The sequence below is a fragment of the Sphingomonas sp. S-NIH.Pt15_0812 genome, from assembly GCF_003951315.1.
In the GTDB taxonomy this organism is placed as follows: Bacteria; Pseudomonadota; Alphaproteobacteria; order Sphingomonadales; family Sphingomonadaceae; genus Sphingomonas.
In genome coordinates this window covers 167,518-191,707 of sequence record NZ_QLJH01000003.1, presented here as the reverse complement: position 1 = coordinate 191,707, position 24,190 = coordinate 167,518, and the positions used below count along the sequence as shown (strand labels likewise).

Below are 24,190 nucleotides of genomic sequence, written 5' to 3'. Positions count from 1 at the left end.
TCGTGATCCTCATGTCCCGACGCTCCACCGGAGAGATATCGCGCAGGGACAGCATCAGCATTTCCGAAGCCCGCGCCGACTTCAAGAGCGTGGTGGAGCGGGGCGTCGCCGATCGTGCGCCGCTGGCCATCACGCGGAAGAAGGCTGAGGGCGTGGTGCTGATCGCAGACAGCGAATGGGCGTCGATCAAAGAGACGCTGTACCTGTTATATTCGCCCAACAACGCCAAGCGGTTGCTGGAAAGCATTGCTGGATACAAGCTAGGCGAACAAGCCTATTAGATTTCTAATAACCTCTGTGTTTGTATATAGCGTAGCTATACAGAATAATTTAAAATGTCTTTAAAAGCATGTAGCTTCAAGCGCACAGGCCGAGTCGTTCTCCCTCCAACGAGGGAATAGCCCCCTCTGGGTCTGTATGTATCGTTGCGGGGCAAATGTTTCCTCGCTGTTGTGGGGCTTATTGTGTCGCCGAAGTTTTGAAGCCGATTTTGAAAGGCTTTCGAAAATTCGGTGGCAAACGAAATGGGCCGTCGCGCTAACGACGGACCCATCCCGGAGGCAGGCATCCCACCTCGCACTCTTGTCGGAGCGTGTTTATTTTACGGGGCCTCCATCACCCGGTCAACGGCGCAGATGCCTGCGCGCCGTTGGCCTTGTTGACGGAAGGATGAAGACATGCCGCAAACCGCGCAAATCTATTGCATGAACAAGACGAACCGATACAGCGCCCATGATCGCATCTCTCATGTGGGCGGGGCGTCCCCATCTCCCTGGAAGGTGACGCAGGAATGGGCGATTGCCGCGATCGAATCCGGAACGTGGCAATTCTACACCATGGTCGGTGGTTCGATCGCCTGGGTGGTCGTCGCTCGCAGTGCGGCGGGCAATAAATATCTCAAAACGCAGAATGACGGCGAGTAGCCGAACAATCTGCTCAGCCTGCCGGAATGTCCCTGAAGTATTAAATAGGGTGGTATCCGTGTCTTGAAATAAGGACCGGGTGCCACCCACGCGCAGGTCCGGGGCCAGTGAACGAACGACCCTGGTACATCACCAGCGTCCCCCAACTGGACCCCGGCCTTCGCCGGGGTGCAAGAAGTAAAGCGTAGTCCGGGACGATGTTGGTCTGATATCGGCGGCCCCACCCGGAAGCGGGGCCACCCATCACGTCACTCCGCCGCCGGCAGATACACCTCCCCGCCCTTGGCGCGGAACGTCTCGCTCATCGCCTGCATCCCCGCCTCGGCCTCTTCCGCCGCGACGAAGCTCTCGACCGGGGCGTTCTGCTTGGCGGCGAATTCCCGGACTTCCTGCGTGATCTTCATCGAGCAGAATTTCGGCCCGCACATCGAACAGAAATGCGCGGTCTTCGCGCCCTCCGCCGGCAGGGTCTGGTCGTGATAGGATTCCGCCGTGTCGGGGTCGAGCGACAGGTTGAACTGGTCGCGCCAGCGGAACTCGAAACGGGCGCGGCTCAGCGCGTCGTCGCGCAGCTTGGCGGCCGGATGCCCCTTGGCCAGATCGGCGGCATGGGCGGCGAGCTTGTAGGTCACCACGCCGACCTTCACATCGTCGCGGTCGGGCAGGCCCAGATGCTCCTTGGGCGTGACGTAGCAGAGCATCGCCGTGCCGTACCAGCCGATCATCGCCGCGCCGATGCCGCTGGTGATATGGTCGTAGCCCGGCGCGATGTCGGTGGTCAGCGGGCCCAGCGTATAGAAGGGCGCCTCGCCGCAGACCTGGAGCTGCTTCTCCATATTCTCCTTGATCTTGTGCATCGGCACATGGCCGGGCCCCTCGATCATCACCTGCACGTCCTCCTTCCACGCGCGGTGGGTCAGCTCGCCCAGCGTGTAGAGTTCGGCGAACTGCGCCTCGTCATTGGCGTCGGCGATCGAGCCGGGGCGCAGACCGTCGCCCAGCGAATAGGCGATGTCATAGGCCTTCATGATCTCGGTGATCTCGTCGAACCGCTCGTAGAGGAACGATTCCTTGTGATGCGCCAGGCACCATTTCGCCATGATCGAGCCGCCGCGCGACACGATGCCGGTGACGCGCCTGGCGGTCATCGGGATATAGGGCAGGCGCACGCCGGCATGGATGGTGAAATAGTCGACACCCTGCTCGGCCTGCTCGATCAGCGTGTCGCGGAAGATGTCCCAGGTCAGCTCCTCGGCGATGCCGCCGACCTTTTCCAGCGCCTGGTAGATCGGCACCGTGCCGATCGGCACCGGCGAGTTGCGGATGATCCATTCGCGCGTGTCGTGGATGTTGCGCCCCGTCGACAGGTCCATCACCGTGTCCGCGCCCCAGCGGATCGACCAGACCAGCTTGTCGACCTCGGACGCGACGTTGCTGGCGACCGCCGAATTGCCGATATTGGCGTTGATCTTGACCAGGAAGTTGCGGCCGATCGCCATCGGCTCCGATTCCGGGTGGTTGATGTTGGACGGGATGATCGCGCGGCCGCGCGCCACCTCGTCCCGCACGAATTCGGGCGTCACATAATCGGGGATGCTCGCGCCGAAGCTCTCGCCGTCGCGGGCATATTCGGCGCGCCGCGCCCGGCCGAGATTCTCGCGCGCCGCGACATATTCCATCTCCGGCGTGATGATGCCGGCCTTGGCATAATGCATCTGCGTGACGTTGCCGCCGTTGCGGGCGCGCAAGGGGCGGCGGACCGGGTTGGGGAAGGGCTGGACGCCGCCCGACCGGTCGGGGCCGAGCTGGCCGTTATCCTCCGGTCGGACGCTGCGCGCATCATAGCTTTCCACGTCGCCGCGCTGGCCGATCCAGCCGGCGCGCAGCCGCGGCAGGCCGGCATCGATGTCGATCCGGACGTTCGGGTCCGTATAGGGGCCGGAGGTGTCGTAGACGCGCAGGGGCGGCTCGCCCGAGGCGGGATCGAGCGTGATCTCGCGCATCGCCACCTGCACGTCGGTGCCGGGGACGGGGACGTGGATCTTGCGCGATCCCCGGATGGGGCCGGTGGTGACACCGATTTCGGTACGTGCGGGCAGATCGGCCATGTGACTCTCTCCAAGCGCCGGAAAGCCGGGCTCGGGCCACGCCAATCCTCCGGACTGGCTGCGGTCTTGCCCTCCCTCCGCCGGTATCAACCGGATCAGGTTCAGCGGGTCGGGGGCTGCAGCCCCCCTCTCAAGCGCGCATCAGCGCTCCCCCGGGGAAGTGGACAGCATAGAGGCCTGGCCATGGCCGACAAGCGAAAAGGGGCCGCGCCGATCGGCGCGACCCCTTCCCGTTCGACCCACGGAGGGGGAAATCAGGTCGAACGAACCGTTCCGTTGACGCCGGCGGGGAAGAAGCCGCCGCTGGTCGTCGAGGGATTGGCATTCAGATAGACGATGTTGAGCACCTGCTGCGGCGAACGGACGAAGGCGATGCCGTTCGAATCGGTCGGCACGATGTTCGACTGGAGCTGGCCGTTGACCGTGGTCGCGGCGATGCCCTGGTCGCGGCTGCCGCCCTGGTTGAGCAGGCCGGTGTTCGCCGTGCCGTCCAGCGTGTCGCGCGCCGCGCTGATCTGCCCGGCCGCGGTGACCAGCGACGAGGTCGTCACGCCGCGCGAATAGAGCAGGGTGCGCACCAGGCCGGCATGATAGGCCTCGACCGCGTGGATGCCGGCCGCCGCCTCGATCGTCGCGGGGGTGGAGAGCAGTTGCACGCCGCCCATATAGGCGGTGACGCCGACATCCTCGAACAGATAGGCCGCGAGCAGGAAGTTGTTGTCGCTGGCATAGGGGTCGAACACGTCGTTCGCGCCGATCACCTGCGCCGCACGCGCGGCGGCCGTGAACGCACCGGTGGCATCGCCCGAGATGTTGATCGCCGGCATCGCCGCCGCCGAGCTGCCCAGCGCGGTGCGCAGGAAGCGGACATGGGCGATCTCGTCATAGGCGATCTCGCGTGCATATTGCGCCACCGTCTGGTCGGTGAACTGGATGCCGCGCGGCTGGCCGCTGGTGCCGGTCGCGACCGCGCCCTGATTGCCGGTGCCGGTCATCAGATTGGCCGCCAGCCCGGTGCCGAAGGCGGCATAGCTGTAGAAGCTCGCCTCCAGATATTCCAGGTTGAGCGCGAAGTTGAGGACGTCGGCCTCGCTCACCGCGCCGGGGGTGGCGGTCGGCGTCGGAGTCGGCACCACGACCGGCGGATCATTGTCGTCGTCGCCGCAGGCTGCGAGCAGCGACAGACCGCCGGCCATCGCCGCCGCGCCGCCTGCCGTGCGCAGGAAGGACCGTCGCGCGTCGCGCCGGGCCTTGGCCTTCTCGATCAGGTCGAGAACGGTTTGTTCGTCTTGCATGGAAGTCATTCCCTTGAAGATGGTTCTCGCTGACGGATCAGGCGCTGACGCCCGCGCGGATGGTGCCGTTGACCCCGTTGGGGAAGAAGCCGCCCATCGTCGCCGCCGCACCGAGATAGACGATGTTCAGCACCTGCTGCGGCGTGCGGCTGAAGGCGATCGCGGTGGTCGGATCGGCGGGCACGATGTTCGAGACCAGCTGGCCGTTGACCGTGGTGGGCGAGATGCCCTGGTCCAAGTCGCCGCCATTGGTGCCGCTCGTGCCGTCCAGCGTGTCGCGCGCGTTGGAGATGGCGTCGGCAGCGGTGCGCAGCGAGGGGGTCTGCACGCCCTTGGCGTAGAGCGTCGTGCGGACGATCGCGGAGTGATAGGCTTCGGCGGCCAGGATGCCGGCGGCGGCTTGGAGGAAAGTCTTGCTGGTCACCAGCGGCGACGCGCCCTTATAGGCGGTGACGCCGACATCCTCGAAGATGTACGCGCCCAGCAGGAAGCTGTTGTCGTCGGCATAGGGGTCGAACACGCCATCGGCGGCGACCACGCCGGCCGCGCGGGCGGCGGCGGTGAAGGGGCCGCTGGCATCGCCGGAGATGTTGATGTTGGGCATCGCCACCGCCGAACCGCCCAGCGCGCCGGCGCTGCGCAGGAAGGCGACGTGCGCCACCTCGTCCGCCGCGATCTCACGGGCATATTGGGCGACGACCTGGTCCTGGAAGCCGACCTTGCGCCCACCGGTCACGGTGCCGCCGGCCGTGCCGCCGCCGCTGGCGGTCATGCTGGCGGGCAGATAGGTGCCGTTGGCGGCGATCTGGTAGAATTGCGCTTCCAGATACTCAAGGTTGAGCGCGAAGTTCAGGATGTCCGCATCGGTCAGGGCCGTGGTCTGCGCACCCGCCTTGCCGGAAAAGCTGAGCGCCGCGGCGCCGCCGACCGCGAAGGCCCCGACGCCGAACGCTGCCTTGAAGAATTCCCGACGCTCGTCGCGTCGACGGACACGATTGTCCATCGCCGCGATCAACTGTTCGCTCTCGGTCATGGTACATCCCCTCGATAGCCGGCGCAGGGAGGCGGCGGCGGGCATTCCTCTCGGCGGCAACGTATCGTCTAGCTCCCGGAACACGGTGCCAGACAAGGAACGTGTCGCGCTAAGTTCCGGACGCAGGGGGAAAAGATTAAATTTGGACCGGGATGGTGCGACCGCTCGCGGTCACGGGATACCCTATCCTCCCTCCAATCGGGGAGGGCCGCCATGGGGTGGCGGAGGGGTATGACGGTCGGTGCGAACCGGTTCCGGCACCCCCGCCACGCCCCTCTTCGTCAGGCCTCGGGCCTGCCGCCTCCCCAGCGGGGAGGCGCTGCGTTCAGAACGTGTATGCGACGCCCAGGAGGCCCAGCCACTGGCTGCGCGACCCGGCGGTGCTGACCACCGGGCTGTCGGCGTAATCGTTCAGCATCTTGCGATAGTTGATGCCGCCCACCGCCTTCCATCCGCCCAGCAGGTCGCCGGTCAGCGAATAGGTGCCGAGCGCGCCCAGCGACCAGTTCTTCCACCCGCCGCGCGGATTATAGGGCGCCAGGCCGGACGCGACGCTTTCCGCCTGGTCGATACCGAAATAATAGCGCGCATAGCGGCCCTCGGCATGTTCGGCCGAGGCGAACAGGCCGACCGCCGCCTTGCGGCTGAGCGGGGTGAAATAGGTCACGGTCGGCTGCCAGATGCCGCTCTTGTGCGCGCCCGCCACGTCGTAGCGATAGCTGAGCGATACGGCGATCCGGTCATAGGGGCTGGTGACGACACCGGTCTTGCCGATGCCCACATAGCCGCCCAGTTCGATCGCGGTGTCGCGCTCGCCCAGCGCCTTGATTCGCGGATCGTCGATCTGCTTGCGGCTGGTGCGGTTGAAATTGACCACGGCGATCGGCCCGGCCTGCAGGTCGATGGTCTGGCCCGGCTGGTTGCGGATCAGGTCGACCGAGACGCGGTTGCCCGCGAGCGTGAAGGCATAGCCGTTGATCGAGCCCAGCGCGCCGGGGGCGGGGACGACGCGGTAATCATCCGACCCCTCATAATCGGGCAGGTAGACGCCGGCGACGCCGACCGTCACCGTGTCGCGATCGAAATCGGCGGAGACATCCGCGGCGGCGGCCGCGCTGTTCTGTTGCGCCAGCGCCGGGGCGGCGGCGGCAAAGGTCGCCGTCAGCGCGGCGGCGGCGAGGATGGACGTACGCAAAAGGGGGTCTCCCGGAACCTGTTTCGGGAGCGCAACGCCGCGTGGTCCGGTTCGGCTCCCTGCCGCCGGGTCAGAGGATGTAACGCATTCGAATCTGTTGCGCTTCTGCATCACTGTCGATGGTGAAACGGGCCGCGGTGAAACGCGGCGGACCGAAGGCGATCGCCGGATTGCGCGAGAAGCCGAACCCCTCGCGCGGGATGCCGGCGAACGTATCCAGCTTCGAGTTGCTGTTCTCGTCATGGATCACCGCCACCGCGTAATTGCCGTGCGGCAGGCCGGGCAGGGCCAGGCTGTGCTGGCCGGCGGGGATCGAACGGGTGATCGCGCGCGCATCGTCGACGCAGGAGGGGAAATTGTCCGGATCGTTGGTCAGGCAGACGCGGATCAGCCCCTTGGCGGAGCGGATATGGTCGATGCCGACATCCAGCCGCGAGATCGGGGCCGCGCCGATCAGCAGCGGCAGCAGCGCCAGCGCCGCCAGTCCGCGATCAACGCGCGGCGCGCTTGGCGGCACGGGCATGGTCGCGGGCGAAATCGCCGATGCCGCGGTCGGTGCCGCAGAGACGATCCCAATGGCGGAAGTACAACCCATAATTACACCCGTACAGCTCATGATGCCGCTGATGATGGCTCGCGGTGATGAGCCAGTTCCCCAATGGCCCCTTCCACATGAACCGGGGGAAAATCTCCCACCCCATATGGTTGGTGACGCCCATAATCGTCATTATAGCCAGCACGAAGCCCAATGCGGTGGTCGAGATCGGAATCACGAACACGAGTAGCGGAATTACCACAGCGCCGGTCAGCGCCTCGATCGGATGGAATGCCATCGCCGCCCAGGCGGTCGGCGGGCGGCTGGCATGGTGGAGGGCATGGGCCAGCTTGAACGGTTTCGGCCGGTGCATCCAGCGATGCGTCCAATAGAACCAGGTATCGTGCGCCAGCAGGTAGAGCAGCACCGACACCGGCGCATACCAGAGCGGCATGGCCGCGCTGTCGGTATAGATCCGCGTCCAGCCATGATTGTGCCAGCCCCAGGCGACGATGCCGGCGGGGATGCCATAGATCGCCGCCGAGGCCAGGCTCCAGACGATCTCGCTGCGCATCTGCGGGTCGAGCCCGCGATAGAGGCCGGGATGCTTCACCCGCGTCGCGGCGGCGAAGGCCCCCGACACGATCAGGTAGCGGACGCCGACGATCAGCGTCATCGCCAGCGCGGACAGGAGGATGGCCAGGATCACGGACATGCTTCTACAGCAAGCCGGCCCGGCCGGGAACCGCCCGTCAACGCGCCAGAATCTGGGCCAGGGTGAGCAGCGGCAGCGGCGCGACGAAGCGGAAGCCGAACTGTTCGCCCTTCACCCACCGGACCTTGCCGAACAGCGCCATGTCGAAATCGGCCAGCATCATCTGCCCGGTCTGGTCCGCCTGGACGGGACGCTCCGCCATCAGCTTCGCACCGCCCGCCGAGATGTCGAGCAGGGTGGCGGGGAACCGCGCGCCATCGAGTCGCAACACCGCCGCCGCCTGCACCGCGAACCGGGGCGGGCGGGCGACCAACCCGTCGTCGCGCCGGATCTGGAAGACATTCTCCACCGCCTGGGGTTCGGCGAACTGCATCCCCGCCTTGTGCCCCCGCACCCAGCGGATGACCGCCCGCGCCGGGGCCAGCCCGCGCACCTCGACGATCAGCGTGTCGCCGACCGATGGCGGCTGGGGGAAGCGCGCCATCATGCCGTTGCGCGAGATGTCATGGACCAGGCAGGCGGTATCGGTCGTCCCGATCCGCGCGCGTCCGACCAGCAGCACCGACTGGTGCCGCTTGCCGCCCGCGCGTCGGTCGCCTGCCGCTGCGTCGGCCGGCAGGGGAAGGCGCGAGTCCGCTGCCGTCACCATGGCTGTTCGATCCCCGTCTGGGTCCGGGGCAATATCGGTTCCCGGACGCTATGAAGCAGTAAAGCCGACAGGTTGCCAAATACTTGCGGGTAACTCCGGAAGCGGAGCGATGCGACGAACGGCGGTGATTCCACCATGGCCGGTGCAACCCGAATCGGCCCCTGTGCATTCCCCATGAACACCACGCGACGGTCGAACGCGCGTGGTGACCCCCCAAAGCATCAGGAGACGGCACGATGGGCCTGTTCAGCAAGGACATTGCGACGCTGGAGGACCTCTACGTCCACCAGCTCCAGGACATTTATTATGCCGAGCAGCAGATCGCGAAGGCGCTGCCCAAGATGATCGAGAAGGCGACCGATGCCGAACTGCGCCTGGGGTTCGAGACGCATCTGCAGGAGACGCGCGGCCAGATCGAACGGCTGGAGCGGGTGTTCGAGCTGGAAGGGCTGAGCGCCAAGGGCGTCACCTGTCCGGCGATCGACGGCATCATCAAGGAAGCCAACGAGGTCGCGGGCGAGGTCGCCGACAAGGCCGTGCTCGACGCGGCACTGACGGCGGCGGCGCAGGCGGTCGAACACTATGAGATCAGCCGCTACGGCACGTTGATCGCCTGGGCGCGCCAGCTCGGCCACGACCAGTCCGCGAAGCTCTATGCCGAGACGCTGGCCGAGGAAAAGGCGACCAACGACAAGCTGACCAAGCTCGCCGACAACAAGGTCAACGCGGCGGCGGAGCGCGCGACGGCCTGACGCACGGCATTGCCGTTCACGCGGAGGGGCGGAGACGCGCGGTCGCTTTCAAAGTGTGACGACGTGATCTTGGCCTAGGAATCGTCGTTGCGAGCGCAGCGAAGCAATCCAGGGCGTCATGCGCGCTTCTGGATTGGTTCGCTACGTTCGCAATGACGGCCTGGGTCGACCCGATGTCACCCTGCTCCAGCTGCAGTATCGCGGCGTCTCGGCGTGACGTGTTCCCCTTCAATGAACCGTCCGGTCAGTCCTCGAACGCCTCCACCATCTCGCGCTCGCCGCGCAGGAAGGCGTCGGCGACCAGGCGCAGCGGAGCAACATCGACATCGCTGCGCGTCTCGCGGACCAGCGTCGCGAAACGAGCATAGAGGCCCGGATATTCGTGATCGTCGCGTCTCTCGGTGCCGCTGGGCAGCGTCAGCACCGATCCGCCCTTGGACAGGTGACACTCACCCGCATCCGTCTCGACCAGGATGTCCCAGGTCTGCGGCCCGGTCTGCCGCCAGTCCAGGTCCATCGCGATCGGCGTGCCGCGCGAATCGCTGAACGTCATGCGCGCGGCGATCGGCGCGGCGCGGTTGGCGGGCAGCGACAGCACGGCCTGGCGCAAGAAGAAGGGGCGGGGCAGGATTCGCGTCGCGATCGACAGCGCGTTGATGCCGGGATCGAACACGCCCAGCCCACCGGCTTCCCAGATCCAGGCCTGGCCCGGATGCCAGACGCGCACATCCTCCCGCCAGGTGATCGTGACCCGGTCGATCCGGCGATCGGCCAGAAAGGCGCGCGCCGGCTCGACCCCGGCGGCATAGCGCGAGTGCCAGCTGGCGAACAAAGTCGCCCCCGTCGCCGCCGCTTCCGCCTCCAGCGCCACCACCTCGGCCAGGGTCGCGCCGGGCGGCTTTTCGAGGAAGACGTGCAGGCCCGCCGACAGCGCCTGGACCGCGATATCGTAGCGGACCTGGGGCGGCGTGCAGAGCGCCACCGCATCGACCGGGGTCCCGGAGGCGATCAGCGCCTCCAGGCTGGGGAAATGCGGCACGTCGTCCAGCCCCGCCCCGCGCGGCGAGACGGTGGCGGCCAGCGCGAAGTCGGGATTGCCGGCGATGGCGGGCAGGTGCTGGTCGCGGGCGATCTTGCCCAGCCCCACGATGGCGACGCGGATCGGCGCCACCTCAGAGCACTCCGACCGTGGCGATCGAATCGGCCGGCGCCGCATCGCGCGCCAGCGGGTTGCGCAGCGGCAGGGTGAAGGGGGCCGCGGCGATCTCGAACACGTCGCCTTCCTGCGTGGTCACGCCATCGGCGAAGGACAGGGTGGCGGTGCCGAAGAAATGGACATGGACGTCGCCCGGCCGGCGGAACAGCGGATATTTGAAATGGTGATGCTCCAGGTTCGCGAAGCTGTGCGACATGTTCGCCTCGCCCGACAGGAACGGCTTTTCCCAGACGGCCCGACCGTCGCGCAGGATGCGGCTGGTCCCCTCGACATGGTCGGGGGTCAGGCCGACGATCAGCTCGGGGCCGAGCGACGCCTGCCGCAGCTTGGAATGCGCGAGCCACAGATAATTCCACCGCTCGGTGACATGGTCGGAGAATTCATTCGCCAGGCAGAAGCCCAGCCGGTGCGGCTGCCCGTCTGGCCCGATCAGGTAGATGCCGGCCAGCTCCGGCTCCTCGCCGCCATCCTGGGCGAAGCCGGGCATGGTCAGCGCCTCGCCCGGCCCGACCAGCTGCGTGCCGTCGCCCTTGTAGAACCATTCCGGCTGCTGCCCGACCGCGCCCGCCGCCGGCTTGCCGCCCTCGACACCCGCCAGGAACATGCGCATCGAATCGGTCTGGGTCGCGGCCGCCGCCGCGTCGCGATGCATCTTGTCGCGCCCCTCGGCCGAGCCGAGATGGGTCAGGCCGGTGCCGGTCATGATCAGATGCGCCGGATCGTCATGATCGATCGGCGCGATCAGCCGCGCCTGCTCCGCCGCCAGATCGAAGGCCGCGCCCTCGCCACAGGCCGCCACCGCGCTCGCCAGGTCCTGCCCGGCGGCGATCGCGCGCTCGGCCAGTTCGCGGATCGAGGCGACGCCCGGCACGACATGGGCCGCGTCGCCCCGTGCGGCGATCACCGATCGCGTACCATCGGGGCCACGATGCTGCAGGAGTCGAAGGGTCACGCTGTTGCTCTCCACCGTTTGGCTCTATTAGTCTGACAACTAGCGCCGGGAACCGAGGCTGGCAATCGTCCCCGGTTCCCGGTCGATTTTTCTGTCGCGTGCGGGCACAGTCGTCGCAATGACCGATTTCAGCGAAGCCAGCCCGCCGCCTTCTCCCCCCGCCGCGCGCCGGAGCGGCCGGGACACCGGCCGGCGGCTGCGCGGTGCGATCGCACACCGGCTTGGCGTCGCGATCCTGTCGGGCGAGTATAAGCCAGGCGAGCGGATTCCGGGCGAGGTGGCCTTCGCCGCCGAGCTGGACGTATCGCGCAGCGCGTTCCGCGAGGCGATCCAGGTGCTGACCGCCAAGGGGCTGGTCGAAAGCCGTCCCAAGGCGGGGACGCTGGTGCTGCCGCGCGACCGGTGGAACCTACTCGACCCCGATGTGCTCGGCTGGGCCTTTACCGGCGCGCCCGACATCGACTTCATCCGCAGCCTGTTCGAGCTGCGCGCGATCGTCGAGCCGGGGGCGGCGGCGCTGGCGGCGGCGCGGCGCGACCGTGCCGACCTGAAGGCGATGCGCGACGCGCTCGCCGATATGAGCCGCCATTCGCTCGGAACCGAGGCGGGGCGGGCCGCCGACCGCGCCTTCCACACCGCGATCCTGGCGGCGACGCGCAACGATGCGCTGGTGGTGCTGAGCGCCAGCATCGGCGCGGCGGTCGGCTGGACGACGCAGTTCAAGCAACGGCTGCGCGCCCTGCCGCGCAATCCGATCCCCGACCATCGCCGCGTCTATGACGCGATCGCGGCGGGCGACGGCGCGGGGGCGAGCGAGGCGATGCGCCTGCTGGTCCAGCAGGCGCTCGACGACACGGCGGCGGCGGTGGAACGGGTGCGGAGCGAGGGGGCGTGAGACCCGCTCTCCGCGCGGCCCTCGCCGCCGCATGGCTCCCCTCGTCGTCGTCGCGAGGGCAGGGAAGGTGGCGATCCGCCTATTTCGCCATGACCGGCTTGGCGCCCCACAGCGCGTAGAACAGCACGTAGAGTTCGCATGCCGCCGTCAGCAGGAACGAGGCCTGCAGGCCGTAATGGTCGGCCAGCCAGCCCTGCACCACCACCAGCGCGCCGCCGGCGATCGCCATGATCAGTAGGCCCGAGCCTTCCTCGGTCAACGGGCCCAGGCCACGGATGCCGAGCGTGAAGATGGTCGGGAACATGATCGAGTGGAACAGCCCGACCGAGATCAGCGCCCACATCGCGACATGGCCGGTGGCGACGCTGGCGATCAGCATGACGGCGGCCGCGCCGATGCTGGCGATGGCCAGCGCGTGGCGCGCGTCGATCCGCTGCATCGCCGCCGCGCCGACCAGCCGGCCGATCATCATCCCGCCCCACAGCAGGAACAGATAGTTGGACGCCTGCTGGTGGCTGAGATTGCCGATATTGGGCTGCGACACGAAGTTGATGAACAGGTTGCCGACGCCGATCTCCGCGATCAGGTAGATGAAGATCGCCGGGATGCCGAACACCAGGTTGCGGTGCTTCCACAGGGAATGGCCGCGCCGTTCCTGCTTGGCCGCGCGCTGGGTCGCCGCGCCCATGGCCGGCAGCGGGAAGCGGGCGATGACGATCGCCAGCACCGCCAGCACGGCGGCGACGATCAGATAGGGCAGCACCACCGCCTGTGCGTCGGCCAGCCGCTCCGCCTGGGTCAGCACCGTGGTGGTGCCGGCGGCGGCGGTGCCCGAGGTCGAGCGGCCGAGGATCAGATAGCCGCCGAACAGCGGCGCCAGCGTCGCGCCGGCCGAGTTGAACGCCTGGACCAGGTTGAGCCGCGACGAGGCGGTCTCCGGCGGGCCGACCACCGCGACATAGGGATTGGCCGCGACCTGGAGCAGCGTGATGCCGCTGGCGATCACGAACAGCGCGAACAGCGTCACGCCATAGGACGGGATTCGCGCCGCCGGCACCATCAGCAATGCACCCACCGCCATCATGCCCAGGCCGATCACCATCGCCCGCTGGTATCCGACCCGCTCGATCAGCTTGGCCGAGGGGATGGAGGCGAAGAAATAGGCGATGAACCAGACGCTCTCGATCAGCGTCGTCTGGGTGTAGCTCAGGTCGAAGACGCTGCGCAGATGCGGCAGCAGCGTGCCGTTGATGACGGTGATGAAGCCCCACATGAAGAACAGGCTGGCGAGCAGGGTCAGCGCGGGCCGGTAGGTGCCGACGGCACCCGCCGATGGGACGGCGGCGCCGGCCGTCATGCTGCTGGGTAGGGGCGCAGGCATCGTCTCTCTCCTTGGCACCGGACGGCCGAACCCGGCCCCGGCTTTTGTTGTCAGACTAAACCTACCAAGGCCGGTGTCAATCGACCGTGCGGTGCCAATGTCGGAGAGATCAGTGGGCGTGCGGCAGGGTGCGCAGCGCCTCCAGCACCTCCTCGGCGCGCGCCGGGTCGCCGATCGCCAGCACATGGCCCTCGCTGTCGGCGGTCAGCGGGTCGCCGTTCCAGTCGCACATCCGGCCGCCGGCGCCCTCCACCACCGGCACCAGCGCGGCGAAGTCGTGCAGTTTCAGCCCGCTCTCGCAGACGATGTCGAGATGGCCGCTCGCGACCAGTCCGTAATTATAGCAGTCGCCGCCATAGACCGGCCCCTGGCGCGGTCGCCCGCCGCTCGCCGCGGTGACCAGCGCCATGAAGTGCGGCACGTCTTCGTCGTCGAACAGATGCGGACTGGTGGTGGCGACGATCGCACCGTCCAGCGCCGGGCAGGCGCGCGTCCGGCAGGGCACGCCGTTGAAGGTGGTGGGGCGGCCCATCACCCCGACCCAGCGTTCGCGCTGCACCGGCTGGTCGATGATGCCCAGCACCGGCCAGCCATCCTCGACCAGCGCGATCAGCGTGCCGAAGATCGCCCGGCCGCTGGCGAAGGAGCGGGTGCCGTCGATCGGGTCCAGCACCCATTGCCGGCCGGTGACGCCCGCCTTGACGCCATATTCCTCGCCATGGATGCCGTCGCCCGATCGCTCCGCCTCGATCAGCCGGCGCATCGCCGCCTCCGCCTCGCGGTCGGCACGGGTGACGGGGGACTGGTCCGCCTTCAGCTCCAGCCCGGCGGGGCGGCGGAAATAGGGGCGGATCACCGCGCCCGCCGCATCGGCAAGGCTGTGGGCGAGGGCGATATCGGAAGAATGGACAGGCATGGCCGAAGCCTATCGCGGCGGCGGCCATCGCGCTACACCGCAGGGGACAGAACGATATGTGAGGATGTTACCATGCGCCTGATACCGATCGCCCTTCCCCTGCTGGCCGGTGCGCTGGCCTGCGCCGCCCCCGTCCTCGCCGCGCTCGCGCCCGGTGCGGCCGCGCCCGACTTCACGACCCGCGGCGCGATGGCGGGCAAGGTGTTCCAGGTCCATCTGAAGGAACAGCTGAAGAAGGGGCCGGTCGTGCTCTATTTCTTCCCGGCGGCCTATACCGGCGGCTGCAACGCCGAGGCCCATGCCTTTGCCGAGGCGATCCCGCAATTCCGGGCGGCGGGCGCGACGGTGATCGGCATGTCGAGCGACGACGTGCCGACGCTCCAGCGCTTCTCGGCGGAGAAGTGCGCGGGCAAGTTCGCGGTGGCCAGCGCCGGCCCGACGGTGGTGCGCGGCTATGATGTCGCGCTGGGTCGGCAGATGGCGGGCCGTGATCTCACCAAGCGGACCAGTTACGTCATTGACCGTGCTGGACGGATTGCTTTCGTCCATGATGACATGAACCCTGCCGATCACGTGGCGCAGACTTTGGCGGCGGTGCGTAAACTGTCGAAAACGCAATAATAAAACCAAATTGGATCGGCTAACACCAAACGCTAACGATTTTCCGCCTATAACGAGGGCCTCAGGGGAATCGCGGAGGGTGATATGGGGGACGCCGGCTTGGTCTGGCGGCGCAGGAGCAAGGGAAAGGACGATTTGTACGCGCAGATCGGCCTGTTCCTGGCCGATCACCGCCTCAGCCCGGATCCGTTGCACTATGCGTTCGTCCACGCCGTGCTGTCGGCCCCCGATAGCCCCCTGGCCCGCGAGGTGCGCGAACTGGTCGATGGCGGTGTCCGCCTGACGCATCAGGAAGTAGAGCGGCTGGGTGGGCGCGTGATGATGGGAGCCGATCCCGTTCGCCGCCTGCGCGACCTCGCGCCGGTGCCGAATCGCGAGGCGGACCGGCTGGTCAGCGAGACCGCGGCGCAGATGGACAGCTTCGCGATGCTGACGCGCACGATGCATTTCGAGACCCGCGATTTCGGCCGCGACCTGGCCGAGAGCGCGGCGATGATCGAGCTGCAATCCTCGACCAGCGCGATCGATGAATTGTCGCGACTGGCCGGTGCGATGATTTCCCGCGTCCGCGAGAGCGAGGACAAGCTGGCGGAGGCGACGCAGGAAGCGGAGATGCTGCGCGGCAAGCTGGCCGAGGCGCGCTCGACCGCGCGGCGCGACCCGATGACCGGCCTGGCCAACCGGCTCGCCTTTACCGAAGCCTATGAACAGCGCGCCACCTTGCCCGCGCCGCATTGCATCGCGCTGTGCGATGTCGACCGATTCAAGCGGATCAACGACGTGCACGGCCATATGGTCGGCGACCGGGTGCTGAAGGTGCTGGGCGACACGCTTCGCGAATCCTGCTCCGACCATCTCGTCGCCCGCCATGGCGGCGAGGAATTCGTATTGCTGCTCAACGGCCTGCAACTCAGTGCCGCGGCCGAGCTGCTCGATTCGGCGCGCCAGTCGGTCGCGGGCAAGCGGTTCCGCAACCGCGAGACGGGGGCGGCGCTGGGGGTCATCACCTTCTCGGCCGGCGTCACCGCCGTTCGCGCCGAGGAACCCGTCGATGTGGCGATCGAGCGCGCCGATCGGCTGCTCTATGCGGCCAAGGCGCAGGGGCGCGACCGTATCTGCGTGGGGTGACGGAACGGGAGACGGATGGCCGGCATCACCTGGGGGGTGATAGGCGCCGGCTCATCTCTGGCTGTCCCGCTTCGCCGCCGGCAGCGTCGAATGCCCCTCCTCGATCGAAGCCTCGGTATCGATCCGCGCCTGTTCGACCAGTTCCGCAGTGGCGAGGCGCGCGGCGGCGGGATCGCCTTGCGCGATCGCCTCGAACAGCGCCTGATGCTGCGGGATCGGATCGCGCGGCGGCCGGGCGCTGCGATATTTGAAGAAGGTCGTCCAGTGGACCGCCGCCGCGATGCTGGCGGACAGGCTGACCAGCAGTTCGTTGCCCGTCGCCTCCAGGATCACGGCGTGGAAGGTCCGATCCGCCTCGCGACCGGCATCGGTGCCGAGGCCGTGCCGCTCCATTTCCTGCAATGCATGGCCCAGCCGGGCGAGCTGGCGCGCGGTGCGCCCCAGCGCGGCGAGTTCCGCCGCCGCCGGCTCGACGATCATGCGCAGCTGGAACAGGCTGCGCACGAAGGGCACGGGCGGCGCGCCCTCCAGCATCCAGCCGAGCAGTTCGGGGTCGAGCAGATTCCAGTCGGCGCGCTCGCGCACCCGCGTGCCCGCCTTGGGCTTGCTCTCGACCAGCCCCTTCGCCGCCAGCATCCGCAGCGATTCCCGGATGACGCTGCGCGAGACACCCAGACGTTCGGCCAGTTCGATCTCGCCGGGCAGGATGCTGCCCGGCACATGGGTGCCGGTTACGATCGCCACGCCGATCTGCCGTGCAAGCGAGATATGCGCGGGTTGTGCCCGCTTGCCGGCCGCCATCCATTCATCCTCTGATTTCGCGGAAACCTAGGCCCAGTCCGTACCCTTTCGCAAGCAGGCCGTTCGGATCCGGGCCCGATCGCGGGTCAACACGCTTGACCTTGCCGATAGCTTGTCTGACAAGAGCCGGAAAGGGAGAGGAGTTTTCATGCGTCGGCGCGCGACAGGCCTGATCGTTCCGGCGGCATCGTCCGCCCCGTCCCGGATATCCGCCGACATCGGCACCACCCCCGAACAGGCGCGGGCCCCCCGCGCGACGGAGATATGATGAAGCCAATGATCTTCAGTGCGCTGGCGCTCGTGCTGGCCGCACCGGCAGTTGCGCAGGCGCCCACGGCCGCCCCGGCGGGCGAGAATGTGGTGACGGTGCACGGCGACACGCCCGCGCCCAAGTTCGATCGAAGGCTGTTCGGCCAGTTCGCCGAGCATCTGGGCACCGGCATCTATGGCGGCATCTGGGTCGGCAAGGGGAGCAAGATCCCCAATGTCGACGGCTATCGCCGCGACGTGATCGACGCGCTGAAGGCGATCCGCACGCCGGTGATCCGCTGGCCGGGCGGCTGCTTCGCCGACGAATATCACTGGCGCGAGGGTGTCGGCCCGCAGGCGAAGCGCAAGATCAAGATCAACACCAACTGGGGTGGCGTGACCGAGGACAACAGCTTCGGCACCAACGAGTTCATGAATTATTCGGAGCTGGTCGGCGCCGAACCCTATGTCTCCGGCAATATCGGCAGCGCGCCGCCCTATGAGCTGGCGGAGTGGGTCGAGTACATGACCTCGCCGACCGGATCGAGCCTGGCCAAGGAGCGCGCGGCGAACGGCCGCAAGGCCCCGTGGAAGCTGTCGATGTTCGGCATCGGCAACGAGCTGTGGGGCTGCGGCGGCAATATGCGCCCCGAATATGCGGCCGACGTGACCCGCCGCTATTCCACCTTCATCAAGATGCCCGAGGGGCAGAAGGTGATGCGGATCGCCAGCGGCGCCAATTCCGAGGACTATAACTGGACCGAGGTGATGATGCGCGACGCCAGCGCGCAGTTCGACGGCATCGGCGTCCATTACTACACCGTCCCCGGCACCTGGGAGCATAAGGGCGCGGCGACCGGCTTCGACGAGGATGGCTGGGCGCGCACGCTCGCCAAGACGGTGAAGATGGAGGAGCTGGTCAGCCGCCACGCCGCGGTGATGGACAAATACGACCCCAAGAAGCGCGTGGCGATGCTGGTCGACGAATGGGGCACCTGGTACGATCAGGAGCCGGGCAGCCATCCGGGCTTCCTCTACCAGCAGAACTCGCTGCGCGACGCGCTGGTCACCAGCCTGAACTTCGACATCTTTGCCCGCCACACCGATCGCCTGCGCGGCGCCAATATCGCGCAGATGATCAACGTGCTCCAGGCGATGATGCTGACCGACGGCAACCGCATGGTGAAGACGCCGACCTATTGGGTGTTCGACCTGTACAAGGACTATCAGGACGGCGTCGTGCTGCCGGTCGACGTGCAGTCGCGCTGGTACAACAAGAACGAGTGGACGCTGAAGGCGGTCAGCGCCAGCGCGGTGCGCGGCACCGACGGCGTGGTGCATATGGGCCTGACCAATGTCGATCCGAACCAGCCGGCGACGGTGACGGTCGCGCTGACCGGCGTGACGGGCTCGGGCGTGACCGGCCGCATCGTGACCGCGCCGACGATGGACGCGCACAACACGTTCGACGCACCCAATGCGGTCGTCCCGGCGGCCTTCACCGGCGCGACCCTAGCCGATGGTCGCCTGACCGTGACCCTGCCGCCCAAGTCGGTGGTGATGCTCGACATCCGTTGAGGATGGACCGGAGGGAGCGGGCCATCGCTTCCTCCGGCATCCGGTATCGGCCGCCCCGCGTGGCGCGCCGGTATCAGACCAGGATGGACGATGGCGGCATGTCCGCCGCCGCGACCCGGTTCCGCCCCGCCCGCTTGGCGGCATAGAGCGCCTGATCCGCCGCGCGCATCAGCGCCTCCAGTCCATGGCCTTCGCCTGTGGTCGTGGAGACGATGCCGGCGCTCACCGTGACCTGCGGGGCGATCCGCGATTCGGGATTGGGGATGGCGCGGTCGGCCAGCGCCTGCATCAGCGTCGCCACCCACTGGCGGGCTCCGGCCCCATCGGTATGGGGCAGCAGGATCAGGAACTCCTCACCGCCGATCCGGCCGCAGACCGCCCGGTGTGCGGCGGCGAGATCCTGCAACAATGTGCCCATCGTCCGCAACGCCTGGTCGCCGACCGCATGGCCCAGGCTGTCGTTCAGTCGCTTGAAATCGTCGATGTCGATCATCGCGACCGACAGCGGCGCGTCCGCCGCCATCTCGCCAGTCAGGCGGGCGAAGGCATCGGCCATCGCCTGCCGGTTGTAGAGGCCGGTGAGCGGGTCGGTGGCCGCCATGATGCGCAGCCGGTCATAGGCCTGCACCAGCATGTGGCGATGCCGGGCCTCGCTCAGCCGCGCCAGCGTGCTGCGGACCTGCCGCCGGATCATATGCATCCGCGTGTAGATCAGGGCGATGCTCAGGATGCTGAAATAGAGGGTGTAGAGCAGCCCGTTCGCATCGCCGATGGCGGGATTGACATATTGGCTCGCCAGGAACGCCAGGCCGAGCACGGCCGCGGTCCAACTGGTCCACCACAGACTGAGCGGCAGCAGCACCAGCCCCACCGCCAGGCCGAAAAAGCCGATGTTCAGCAGCCGCTCGAAATCCTGTCCGCCCAGTTCCGACCCGGTATAGATCGCCGACAGCATGACGACGAAGGTGAACAGGCAGGTGGTCAGGCCCTGCCACCGCTCATGCCCGATATCCCGCCACGCCCGTCGGGCGAGCAGATAGGTGCTGGTCGACAACACGCCGTGTCCCAGGACGATCGCCGTCAGCGCCTGGGGCGCGACGATATAGTCGAAGGGCATGGTCAGCCACAGGATGGCCGTCACGTTGCGGAACCAGCCGAGCGCGATCCGGCGATTCTCCGACCAGGTCACCATCCGGACGATCCGCGCCAGGGCGGGGGACAGGGGCATCTTGCGGATGGTGCCCGTGCAGCGGCCACTGACCTCGTCCCACAGTCCCTCGGCCTCTATCCGGCCGAGGGCGTCGGTGATCATGGGCGGATCGACGACCGTGGGCATGAGCGTCAGCAGCATGGGAGACCTAGCACGGAGGAGACGACGCAATCACCTGTCAGGCTGGACGCGTTCGCGACGTCGCCTGCAACAATAGTGATCCCAGGAGAAGCTCTATCCTATATCATGGAACCACCAAGGATTTTACCGTCCATTTTCGAGGTGATCGACCCGATGGCCTGGCAATGGTCCATCCGGCTGCCGCGCACGCACCACCCATTATAGGAGCCGGTTCCGATATCCTGTCCAGGCGGATACGGATACGGATAGGGACGCGAGGGCCGCGCCAGGGACGACAGGTCTTGCAGCCGCCGAAAACCACGCTATTCGGCGGTTTCCCCGAGAGGGGCGCTTAGCTCAGTTGGTAGAGCATCTCGTTTACACCGAGAGGGTCGGCGGTTCGAGCCCGTCAGCGCCCACCATTTGCATCCGCTGTCGGGCGGGTTGGGGCCGATCCTGATCTGAATCGTTGGTTCGCGCAGCCATGGGACGGAGCAGGACGTGAAGCATCCCTCGATTTACGACGGCGCGTGGCATTGAGCCCCGCCATGTCGTCGCCCGCCGCCATCCCGGCCGCAGTGTCGCGTCGCTCGATGGCGGTGGCGGCGCTGTCGACCGTGGTGGAATGGTATGATTTCACTCTTTATCTCTATCTGGCGACCGTTCTGTCGCGCGTCTTCTATGGCGGCGGCGCGGTGGCGTTGGGGACGACGCTGGCGGGGTTCGCGCTCGCCTATCTGATGCGACCGCTCGGCGCGATCGCGTTCGGCCATATCGGCGACCGATATGGCCGGCGGCGGATGATGCTGCTGTCGATGGCGGTGATGACGGCGGCGATGCTGGCGACCGCGCTGTTGCCGACCCGCGACCAGATCGGGCCGATGGCGGGCTGGCTGTTGCTGCTTCTCCGCTGCGTCATGGCCTTCTCGGTCGGCGGCGAATATACCGGGGTCGTCGCCTATCTGCTGGAAGGCGCGCGGCCGGAGCGGCGCGGACTGGTGACCTCCACCGCCGCTGCCGCCAGCGAGGTCGGCGGGCTGCTGGCGGCCGGCGTGGCGGCGCTGACCGTCGGGACGATGAGCGTCGTGGCGCTCGATGGCTGGGGCTGGCGGATCCCGTTCCTGTTTGGTGCGGTGCTGGCGGCTTCGGTGTGGCTGGCCCGGTCGACGATGCAGGAGTCGCCGGAGTTCGAGCGTCAGGCGACGCAGGGCAGCGTGCCGCGCAACCCCCTGCGCATGAGCCTGGCGCGGCATCGTGTCGGCATCCTGCGCGGCTTCGCGATCTCGGCGCTGGGATCGATCACCTATTATGTCGGCATCACCTATGTTCCCGCCTTCCTGACCGAGACGGGCGGGGTGGGTGAGGCGACCGCGCTGTGGCTGTCGACGGGCGCGGCGCTGGTGGTGGTGATGGTGACGCCGCTAATCGGGCTGCTGACCGACCGGGTCGGGCGGCGGCCGGTGCTGCTCGGCCTGTGCGGCGCGGCCGCGTTGCTGCCGGCGGCGATGTTCGGGATGATGGCGAGCGGCGGCCTGGCGCTGGCGGTGGCCGGTACGATGATCCTCGCGATGCTGGGCGGCGGCGTCAGCGCGGTCGGCGCGGTGGCGACCGCCGAGCAATTCCCCGGCGAGGGACGGCTGACGGGACTGGCGCTGGGCGTGACCAGCGCGACCGCGATCTTCGGCGGCCTCGCCCCCTATGTCGCGCACCGGCTGATCGCGTGGAGCGGATCGCCGCTGATGCCGGGGCTGATGATCGCGGTGGTGGCGCTGGGGTTGGCGCCGATCCTGCTACGGATGAACGAGACGCGCCCCGCCTAGAGCGAGCGGACCAGCCGAACGGGCAGCGCCAGCCAGGCCGGCGGCTGGATCGGGCGGAGGCCTTCGCCCACTGGCAGCAGCGTCGGCGGAGCGAGCGCGACCAGCCGGCCGAACAGGAATGCGCCGCCCGGCATCGGCGCCAGCACGTCGCGGTTCATCGCCTGCGCGAACTGGTCGGGCGTCAGCATCGCGCACCAGAGCTGGTCGCCGGCGCGATAGTCGCCCGTCGCACCGGCGACCGTGATCGCGACCATGCCCGCATCGATCCGAGGGCAGGTCACCACGCTGTCATGACGCGGCGCGGCCGCCGTGCCGCCGTTCAACACCGCCACCACCGGCAGGTCGCTGCGATCGGGCAGGCGGACCAGATCGGCCGCCTCCACCCCCAGCGCGGCGGCGATCCGGTTCAGCCAGGCGACCGAGACGGTGCGCGTGCCCATTTCCAGCCGGCCGATCGTTTGCGCCGTGGTCGGCGGCACGCAGGCGCGCGCCACATCGTCCAGTGTCAGCCCCTTGGCGCGGCGCACCTCGCGGATCGAGGTTATCATGTCGGCCTCCGAAAACCAGATAGGATCAAGGCTGTCCTACAAACCATCCATTGTGGCAAGCCCGATTCGGACTAACCATGGGCAAGGAGCAGCCGTGATGCGCGATCTGGTCGAACGGGTGGTGGATGGACAGGGCGTGGCGGTGCGGGGGCCGGCCGCGCGGGGACGTAGGGTGACGGTGAACCGGGCGGAATCGCCCTTGGGCTGGCTGGCGTCGCGTGGGCTGGTGAGCGAGCGGCAATGCGCGGCGGGCGAGCGGTTGCGCGCCGATTGGGAGCGGGCGCAGCTCGCCCCGTCGGTGACGATGCGCTGGGGCGAGCGGGTCGATGGCGGGACGGGCGATCGTGACGATCCAACCAGCGCGCAGATCGCGGCGAAGCGGCGGTTCGAGGCGGCGGTGGCGGCGGCCGGACCGGGACTGTCGGACATATTGTGGCGGGTGGTATGCGCGGGCGAGGGGGTGCCGGACGCGGAAAAGGCGCTGGGCTGGCCGGCGCGGGCCGGGCGGCTGGTGCTGACACTGGCCCTGGACCGGGTGGCGACCTATTACCGCTGCATGTGACGCGGGCGACGGGCCGGCGGACCCAGGGGATCACCGCCGGCTCATGCGCTTCGCCTTCATCAAATGCCACGGTTCGGGCAATGATTTTCCGCTGATCGACGCACGCGGGCTGACGCTCGGCGATGCGGAATGGACGGCGGTGGCGCGCGCGCTGGCGGACCGGGCCGGGCCGGTCGGCGGCGACGGCCTGCTGCTGATGCCGGACGGCACGGAGGCGCGGCCGATCGGCTTCCGCATGTTCAACAGCGACGGGTCGGAGGCGGAGACCTGCCTCAACGGCCTGCGCTGCGTCGCCCGGCTGGGGTTCGAGGCGCTGGGCGTGGATGCGGCGGGGGTACAGCTCAACGGATCGGTCGCGACCGCCGCGCGCGATCCCGATGTCGCGCCCGGCGTCTATACGGTGCGCGAGACGGCGGGGCCGGTGTCGCTCGACGCGGCCGCCTGGCCGCTCCGGGCGGGCATGGACCGGATCGTCGATGCGCCGGTGCCGGGGCTGGGCGACCATCGCTTCACGGCGGTGGCCATCCCCAATCCGCATCTGGTGACGTTCGTCGACACGATCGACGAGGACGAACTGGTGCGCGTGGGTACGATCTGCGAGGCCGCGCCCGACTGGCTGCCCAACCGCGCCAATGTCAGCTTCGTGACGGTGAAGGCGGATGCGCTCTTCGTTCGCACCTTCGAACGCGGGGTCGGGCTGACCGACAGTTGCGGCAGCGCGATGGCGGCGTCGACCTATGCCGCCTGCCTGAACGGTCGCAAGGCGTTCGACATGCCGGTGACGGTGCTCAACCGGGGCGGGCTGGTGCGCGCGGTGGCGGGCGCGGACGGGATGGTGACGCTGTCGGGCAACGCCACATTCGAATGGGCCGGTGAAGTGACGGTGACGGACGGCGTCGCCAGCGATCTGCTGGTGACGAAGCGGTTCGACGCCGAGGTCGCGGCCTGGGCCGAGGTGGTGGCGATGGCGCGGGCGGCGGGGTGATCC

General features: G+C 67.9%; 24 protein-coding genes, 1 tRNA gene and 1 riboswitch. Of the genes, 11 read left to right on the top strand and 14 right to left on the bottom strand.

What is annotated here, in order from left to right; all coding sequences use genetic code 11:
• Nucleotides 1-11: 11 nt before the first annotated feature.
• Together BRX43_RS03450 and BRX43_RS03445 are read left to right on the top strand one after the other, a co-directional pair.
• On the top strand, nucleotides 12-281 hold the full coding sequence (locus BRX43_RS03450; protein ID WP_125993429.1) for a type II toxin-antitoxin system prevent-host-death family antitoxin: 270 nt from the start codon (nucleotides 12-14) through the stop codon (nucleotides 279-281).
• A gap of 396 nt (nucleotides 282-677) precedes the next feature.
• Nucleotides 678-923 (top strand): DUF3892 domain-containing protein, encoded by a 246-nt coding sequence (locus BRX43_RS03445; RefSeq protein ID WP_125993428.1) that lies wholly within the window; start codon nucleotides 678-680, stop codon nucleotides 921-923.
• 248 nt (nucleotides 924-1,171) lie between these two features.
• On the opposite strand, the gene thiC is transcribed toward BRX43_RS03445, so the two are convergent.
• The 7 genes from thiC to BRX43_RS03410 form a co-directional block, all read right to left on the bottom strand.
• Nucleotides 1,172-3,031: a phosphomethylpyrimidine synthase ThiC gene (gene thiC / locus BRX43_RS03440; RefSeq protein ID WP_125993427.1), complete on the bottom strand. Its 1,860-nt coding sequence runs from the start codon at nucleotides 3,029-3,031 to the stop codon at nucleotides 1,172-1,174.
• Nucleotides 3,032-3,086: 55 nt separating this feature from the next.
• Nucleotides 3,087-3,195: riboswitch (TPP riboswitch) on the bottom strand.
• 90 nt (nucleotides 3,196-3,285) lie between these two features.
• Nucleotides 3,286-4,326, bottom strand: coding sequence for a ferritin-like domain-containing protein (locus tag BRX43_RS03435; RefSeq protein ID WP_125993426.1), 1,041 nt, complete (start codon nucleotides 4,324-4,326; stop codon nucleotides 3,286-3,288).
• Between the two features lie 37 nt (nucleotides 4,327-4,363).
• On the bottom strand, nucleotides 4,364-5,359 hold the full coding sequence (locus BRX43_RS03430; protein ID WP_125993425.1) for a ferritin-like domain-containing protein: 996 nt from the start codon (nucleotides 5,357-5,359) through the stop codon (nucleotides 4,364-4,366).
• Nucleotides 5,360-5,684: 325 nt separating this feature from the next.
• The gene (locus tag BRX43_RS03425; protein ID WP_241214731.1) at nucleotides 5,685-6,554 is read right to left on the bottom strand and encodes a MipA/OmpV family protein; all 870 of its coding nucleotides are present in this window, start codon (nucleotides 6,552-6,554) and stop codon (nucleotides 5,685-5,687) included.
• Between the two features lie 70 nt (nucleotides 6,555-6,624).
• A complete protein-coding gene (locus BRX43_RS03420) occupies nucleotides 6,625-7,077 on the bottom strand; it encodes a DUF2141 domain-containing protein (RefSeq protein ID WP_206433087.1) in 453 nt (150 codons plus the stop codon).
• A complete protein-coding gene (locus BRX43_RS03415; protein ID WP_206433086.1) occupies nucleotides 7,046-7,804 on the bottom strand; it encodes a sterol desaturase family protein in 759 nt (252 codons plus the stop codon). The genes BRX43_RS03420 and BRX43_RS03415 overlap by 32 nt, the downstream gene beginning before the upstream one ends.
• A 37-nt stretch (nucleotides 7,805-7,841) precedes the next feature.
• The gene (locus tag BRX43_RS03410; RefSeq protein ID WP_125993423.1) at nucleotides 7,842-8,453 is read right to left on the bottom strand and encodes a PilZ domain-containing protein; all 612 of its coding nucleotides are present in this window, start codon (nucleotides 8,451-8,453) and stop codon (nucleotides 7,842-7,844) included.
• A 236-nt stretch (nucleotides 8,454-8,689) separates the two neighbouring features.
• Here BRX43_RS03410 and BRX43_RS03405 point away from each other — a divergent pair, with 236 nt between their 5' ends.
• A complete protein-coding gene (locus tag BRX43_RS03405; protein ID WP_125993422.1) occupies nucleotides 8,690-9,205 on the top strand; it encodes a DUF892 family protein in 516 nt (171 codons plus the stop codon).
• Nucleotides 9,206-9,449: 244 nt separating this feature from the next.
• Here the strand turns inward: BRX43_RS03405 and BRX43_RS03400 are convergent, their stop codons facing one another.
• Both BRX43_RS03400 and araD1 read right to left on the bottom strand, forming a co-directional pair.
• Nucleotides 9,450-10,376, bottom strand: a complete 927-nt coding sequence (locus BRX43_RS03400) for a Gfo/Idh/MocA family oxidoreductase (RefSeq protein ID WP_125993421.1) — start codon at nucleotides 10,374-10,376, stop codon at nucleotides 9,450-9,452.
• A gap of 1 nt (nucleotide 10,377) precedes the next feature.
• Nucleotides 10,378-11,373, bottom strand: coding sequence for an AraD1 family protein (araD1, locus tag BRX43_RS03395; RefSeq protein WP_125993420.1), 996 nt, complete (start codon nucleotides 11,371-11,373; stop codon nucleotides 10,378-10,380).
• Nucleotides 11,374-11,491: 118 nt separating this feature from the next.
• On the opposite strand from araD1, the gene BRX43_RS03390 reads away from it, so the two are divergent.
• Complete coding sequence (locus tag BRX43_RS03390) at nucleotides 11,492-12,268, top strand: FCD domain-containing protein (RefSeq protein ID WP_125993419.1); 777 nt, start codon at nucleotides 11,492-11,494, stop codon at nucleotides 12,266-12,268.
• Between the two features lie 79 nt (nucleotides 12,269-12,347).
• On the opposite strand, the gene BRX43_RS03385 is transcribed toward BRX43_RS03390, so the two are convergent.
• A complete protein-coding gene (locus BRX43_RS03385; protein WP_241214742.1) occupies nucleotides 12,348-13,625 on the bottom strand; it encodes a sugar MFS transporter in 1,278 nt (425 codons plus the stop codon).
• 133 nt (nucleotides 13,626-13,758) lie between these two features.
• Nucleotides 13,759-14,565: an inositol monophosphatase family protein gene (locus tag BRX43_RS03380; RefSeq protein ID WP_125993417.1), complete on the bottom strand. Its 807-nt coding sequence runs from the start codon at nucleotides 14,563-14,565 to the stop codon at nucleotides 13,759-13,761.
• A 72-nt stretch (nucleotides 14,566-14,637) separates the two neighbouring features.
• Between BRX43_RS03380 and BRX43_RS03375 the strand changes: the two genes are divergently transcribed.
• Both BRX43_RS03375 and BRX43_RS03370 read left to right on the top strand, forming a co-directional pair.
• Nucleotides 14,638-15,186 carry a redoxin domain-containing protein gene (locus BRX43_RS03375; protein ID WP_125993416.1) on the top strand — a complete coding sequence of 183 codons (549 nt, stop codon included), beginning with the start codon at nucleotides 14,638-14,640 and terminating at the stop codon, nucleotides 15,184-15,186.
• Nucleotides 15,187-15,270: 84 nt separating this feature from the next.
• Entirely contained in the window at nucleotides 15,271-16,314 is a 1,044-nt protein-coding gene (locus BRX43_RS03370; RefSeq protein WP_125993415.1) for a GGDEF domain-containing protein, read from the top strand.
• A gap of 51 nt (nucleotides 16,315-16,365) precedes the next feature.
• Here the strand turns inward: BRX43_RS03370 and BRX43_RS03365 are convergent, their stop codons facing one another.
• Nucleotides 16,366-17,115 (bottom strand): FadR/GntR family transcriptional regulator, encoded by a 750-nt coding sequence (locus BRX43_RS03365; RefSeq protein ID WP_125993414.1) that lies wholly within the window; start codon nucleotides 17,113-17,115, stop codon nucleotides 16,366-16,368.
• Between the two features lie 264 nt (nucleotides 17,116-17,379).
• On the opposite strand from BRX43_RS03365, the gene BRX43_RS03360 reads away from it, so the two are divergent.
• Complete coding sequence (locus tag BRX43_RS03360) at nucleotides 17,380-18,942, top strand: alpha-L-arabinofuranosidase C-terminal domain-containing protein (protein ID WP_241214730.1); 1,563 nt, start codon at nucleotides 17,380-17,382, stop codon at nucleotides 18,940-18,942.
• A gap of 73 nt (nucleotides 18,943-19,015) precedes the next feature.
• Here BRX43_RS03360 and BRX43_RS03355 read toward each other — a convergent pair whose 3' ends face one another.
• Nucleotides 19,016-20,293 carry a GGDEF domain-containing protein gene (locus BRX43_RS03355; protein WP_125993412.1) on the bottom strand — a complete coding sequence of 426 codons (1,278 nt, stop codon included), beginning with the start codon at nucleotides 20,291-20,293 and terminating at the stop codon, nucleotides 19,016-19,018.
• 325 nt (nucleotides 20,294-20,618) lie between these two features.
• On the opposite strand from BRX43_RS03355, the gene BRX43_RS03350 reads away from it, so the two are divergent.
• Together BRX43_RS03350 and BRX43_RS03345 are read left to right on the top strand one after the other, a co-directional pair.
• Nucleotides 20,619-20,694 (top strand) — tRNA-Val (locus BRX43_RS03350).
• A 171-nt stretch (nucleotides 20,695-20,865) separates the two neighbouring features.
• Nucleotides 20,866-22,092 (top strand): MFS transporter, encoded by a 1,227-nt coding sequence (locus tag BRX43_RS03345; RefSeq protein ID WP_125993478.1) that lies wholly within the window; start codon nucleotides 20,866-20,868, stop codon nucleotides 22,090-22,092.
• On the opposite strand, the gene BRX43_RS03340 is transcribed toward BRX43_RS03345, so the two are convergent.
• Entirely contained in the window at nucleotides 22,089-22,640 is a 552-nt protein-coding gene (locus tag BRX43_RS03340; protein WP_125993411.1) for a helix-turn-helix transcriptional regulator, read from the bottom strand. The two genes, BRX43_RS03345 and BRX43_RS03340, sit on opposite strands and share 4 nt — an antisense overlap.
• A gap of 97 nt (nucleotides 22,641-22,737) precedes the next feature.
• On the opposite strand from BRX43_RS03340, the gene BRX43_RS03335 reads away from it, so the two are divergent.
• Together BRX43_RS03335 and dapF are read left to right on the top strand one after the other, a co-directional pair.
• Nucleotides 22,738-23,202, top strand: a complete 465-nt coding sequence (locus BRX43_RS03335) for a DUF6456 domain-containing protein (protein WP_125993410.1) — start codon at nucleotides 22,738-22,740, stop codon at nucleotides 23,200-23,202.
• Nucleotides 23,203-23,245: 43 nt separating this feature from the next.
• Complete coding sequence (gene dapF / locus BRX43_RS03330; RefSeq protein ID WP_125993409.1) at nucleotides 23,246-24,187, top strand: diaminopimelate epimerase; 942 nt, start codon at nucleotides 23,246-23,248, stop codon at nucleotides 24,185-24,187.
• Nucleotides 24,188-24,190: the final 3 nt, after the last annotated feature.

Excerpts from the sequence above, each read along its gene's own strand:
- BRX43_RS03450 (WP_125993429.1), top strand. The coding sequence starts at position 12 with ATGTCCCGACGCTCCACCGGAGAGATATCGCGCAGGGACAGCATCAGC.
- BRX43_RS03445 (WP_125993428.1), top strand. The coding sequence starts at position 678 with ATGCCGCAAACCGCGCAAATCTATTGCATGAACAAGACGAACCGATAC.
- thiC (WP_125993427.1), bottom strand. The coding sequence starts at position 3,031 with ATGGCCGATCTGCCCGCACGTACCGAAATCGGTGTCACCACCGGCCCC.
- BRX43_RS03435 (WP_125993426.1), bottom strand. The coding sequence starts at position 4,326 with ATGCAAGACGAACAAACCGTTCTCGACCTGATCGAGAAGGCCAAGGCC.
- BRX43_RS03430 (WP_125993425.1), bottom strand. The coding sequence starts at position 5,359 with ATGACCGAGAGCGAACAGTTGATCGCGGCGATGGACAATCGTGTCCGT.
- BRX43_RS03420 (WP_206433087.1), bottom strand. The coding sequence starts at position 7,077 with ATGCCCGTGCCGCCAAGCGCGCCGCGCGTTGATCGCGGACTGGCGGCG.
- BRX43_RS03415 (WP_206433086.1), bottom strand. The coding sequence starts at position 7,804 with ATGTCCGTGATCCTGGCCATCCTCCTGTCCGCGCTGGCGATGACGCTG.
- BRX43_RS03410 (WP_125993423.1), bottom strand. The coding sequence starts at position 8,453 with ATGGTGACGGCAGCGGACTCGCGCCTTCCCCTGCCGGCCGACGCAGCG.
- BRX43_RS03405 (WP_125993422.1), top strand. The coding sequence starts at position 8,690 with ATGGGCCTGTTCAGCAAGGACATTGCGACGCTGGAGGACCTCTACGTC.
- BRX43_RS03390 (WP_125993419.1), top strand. The coding sequence starts at position 11,492 with ATGACCGATTTCAGCGAAGCCAGCCCGCCGCCTTCTCCCCCCGCCGCG.
- BRX43_RS03385 (WP_241214742.1), bottom strand. The coding sequence starts at position 13,625 with ATGACGGCCGGCGCCGCCGTCCCATCGGCGGGTGCCGTCGGCACCTAC.
- BRX43_RS03380 (WP_125993417.1), bottom strand. The coding sequence starts at position 14,565 with ATGCCTGTCCATTCTTCCGATATCGCCCTCGCCCACAGCCTTGCCGAT.
- BRX43_RS03375 (WP_125993416.1), top strand. The coding sequence starts at position 14,638 with ATGCGCCTGATACCGATCGCCCTTCCCCTGCTGGCCGGTGCGCTGGCC.
- BRX43_RS03370 (WP_125993415.1), top strand. The coding sequence starts at position 15,271 with ATGGGGGACGCCGGCTTGGTCTGGCGGCGCAGGAGCAAGGGAAAGGAC.
- BRX43_RS03365 (WP_125993414.1), bottom strand. The coding sequence starts at position 17,115 with ATGGCGGCCGGCAAGCGGGCACAACCCGCGCATATCTCGCTTGCACGG.
- BRX43_RS03360 (WP_241214730.1), top strand. The coding sequence starts at position 17,380 with ATGATGAAGCCAATGATCTTCAGTGCGCTGGCGCTCGTGCTGGCCGCA.
- BRX43_RS03355 (WP_125993412.1), bottom strand. The coding sequence starts at position 20,293 with ATGCTGCTGACGCTCATGCCCACGGTCGTCGATCCGCCCATGATCACC.
- BRX43_RS03345 (WP_125993478.1), top strand. The coding sequence starts at position 20,866 with ATGGCGGTGGCGGCGCTGTCGACCGTGGTGGAATGGTATGATTTCACT.
- BRX43_RS03340 (WP_125993411.1), bottom strand. The coding sequence starts at position 22,640 with ATGATAACCTCGATCCGCGAGGTGCGCCGCGCCAAGGGGCTGACACTG.
- BRX43_RS03335 (WP_125993410.1), top strand. The coding sequence starts at position 22,738 with ATGCGCGATCTGGTCGAACGGGTGGTGGATGGACAGGGCGTGGCGGTG.
- dapF (WP_125993409.1), top strand. The coding sequence starts at position 23,246 with ATGCGCTTCGCCTTCATCAAATGCCACGGTTCGGGCAATGATTTTCCG.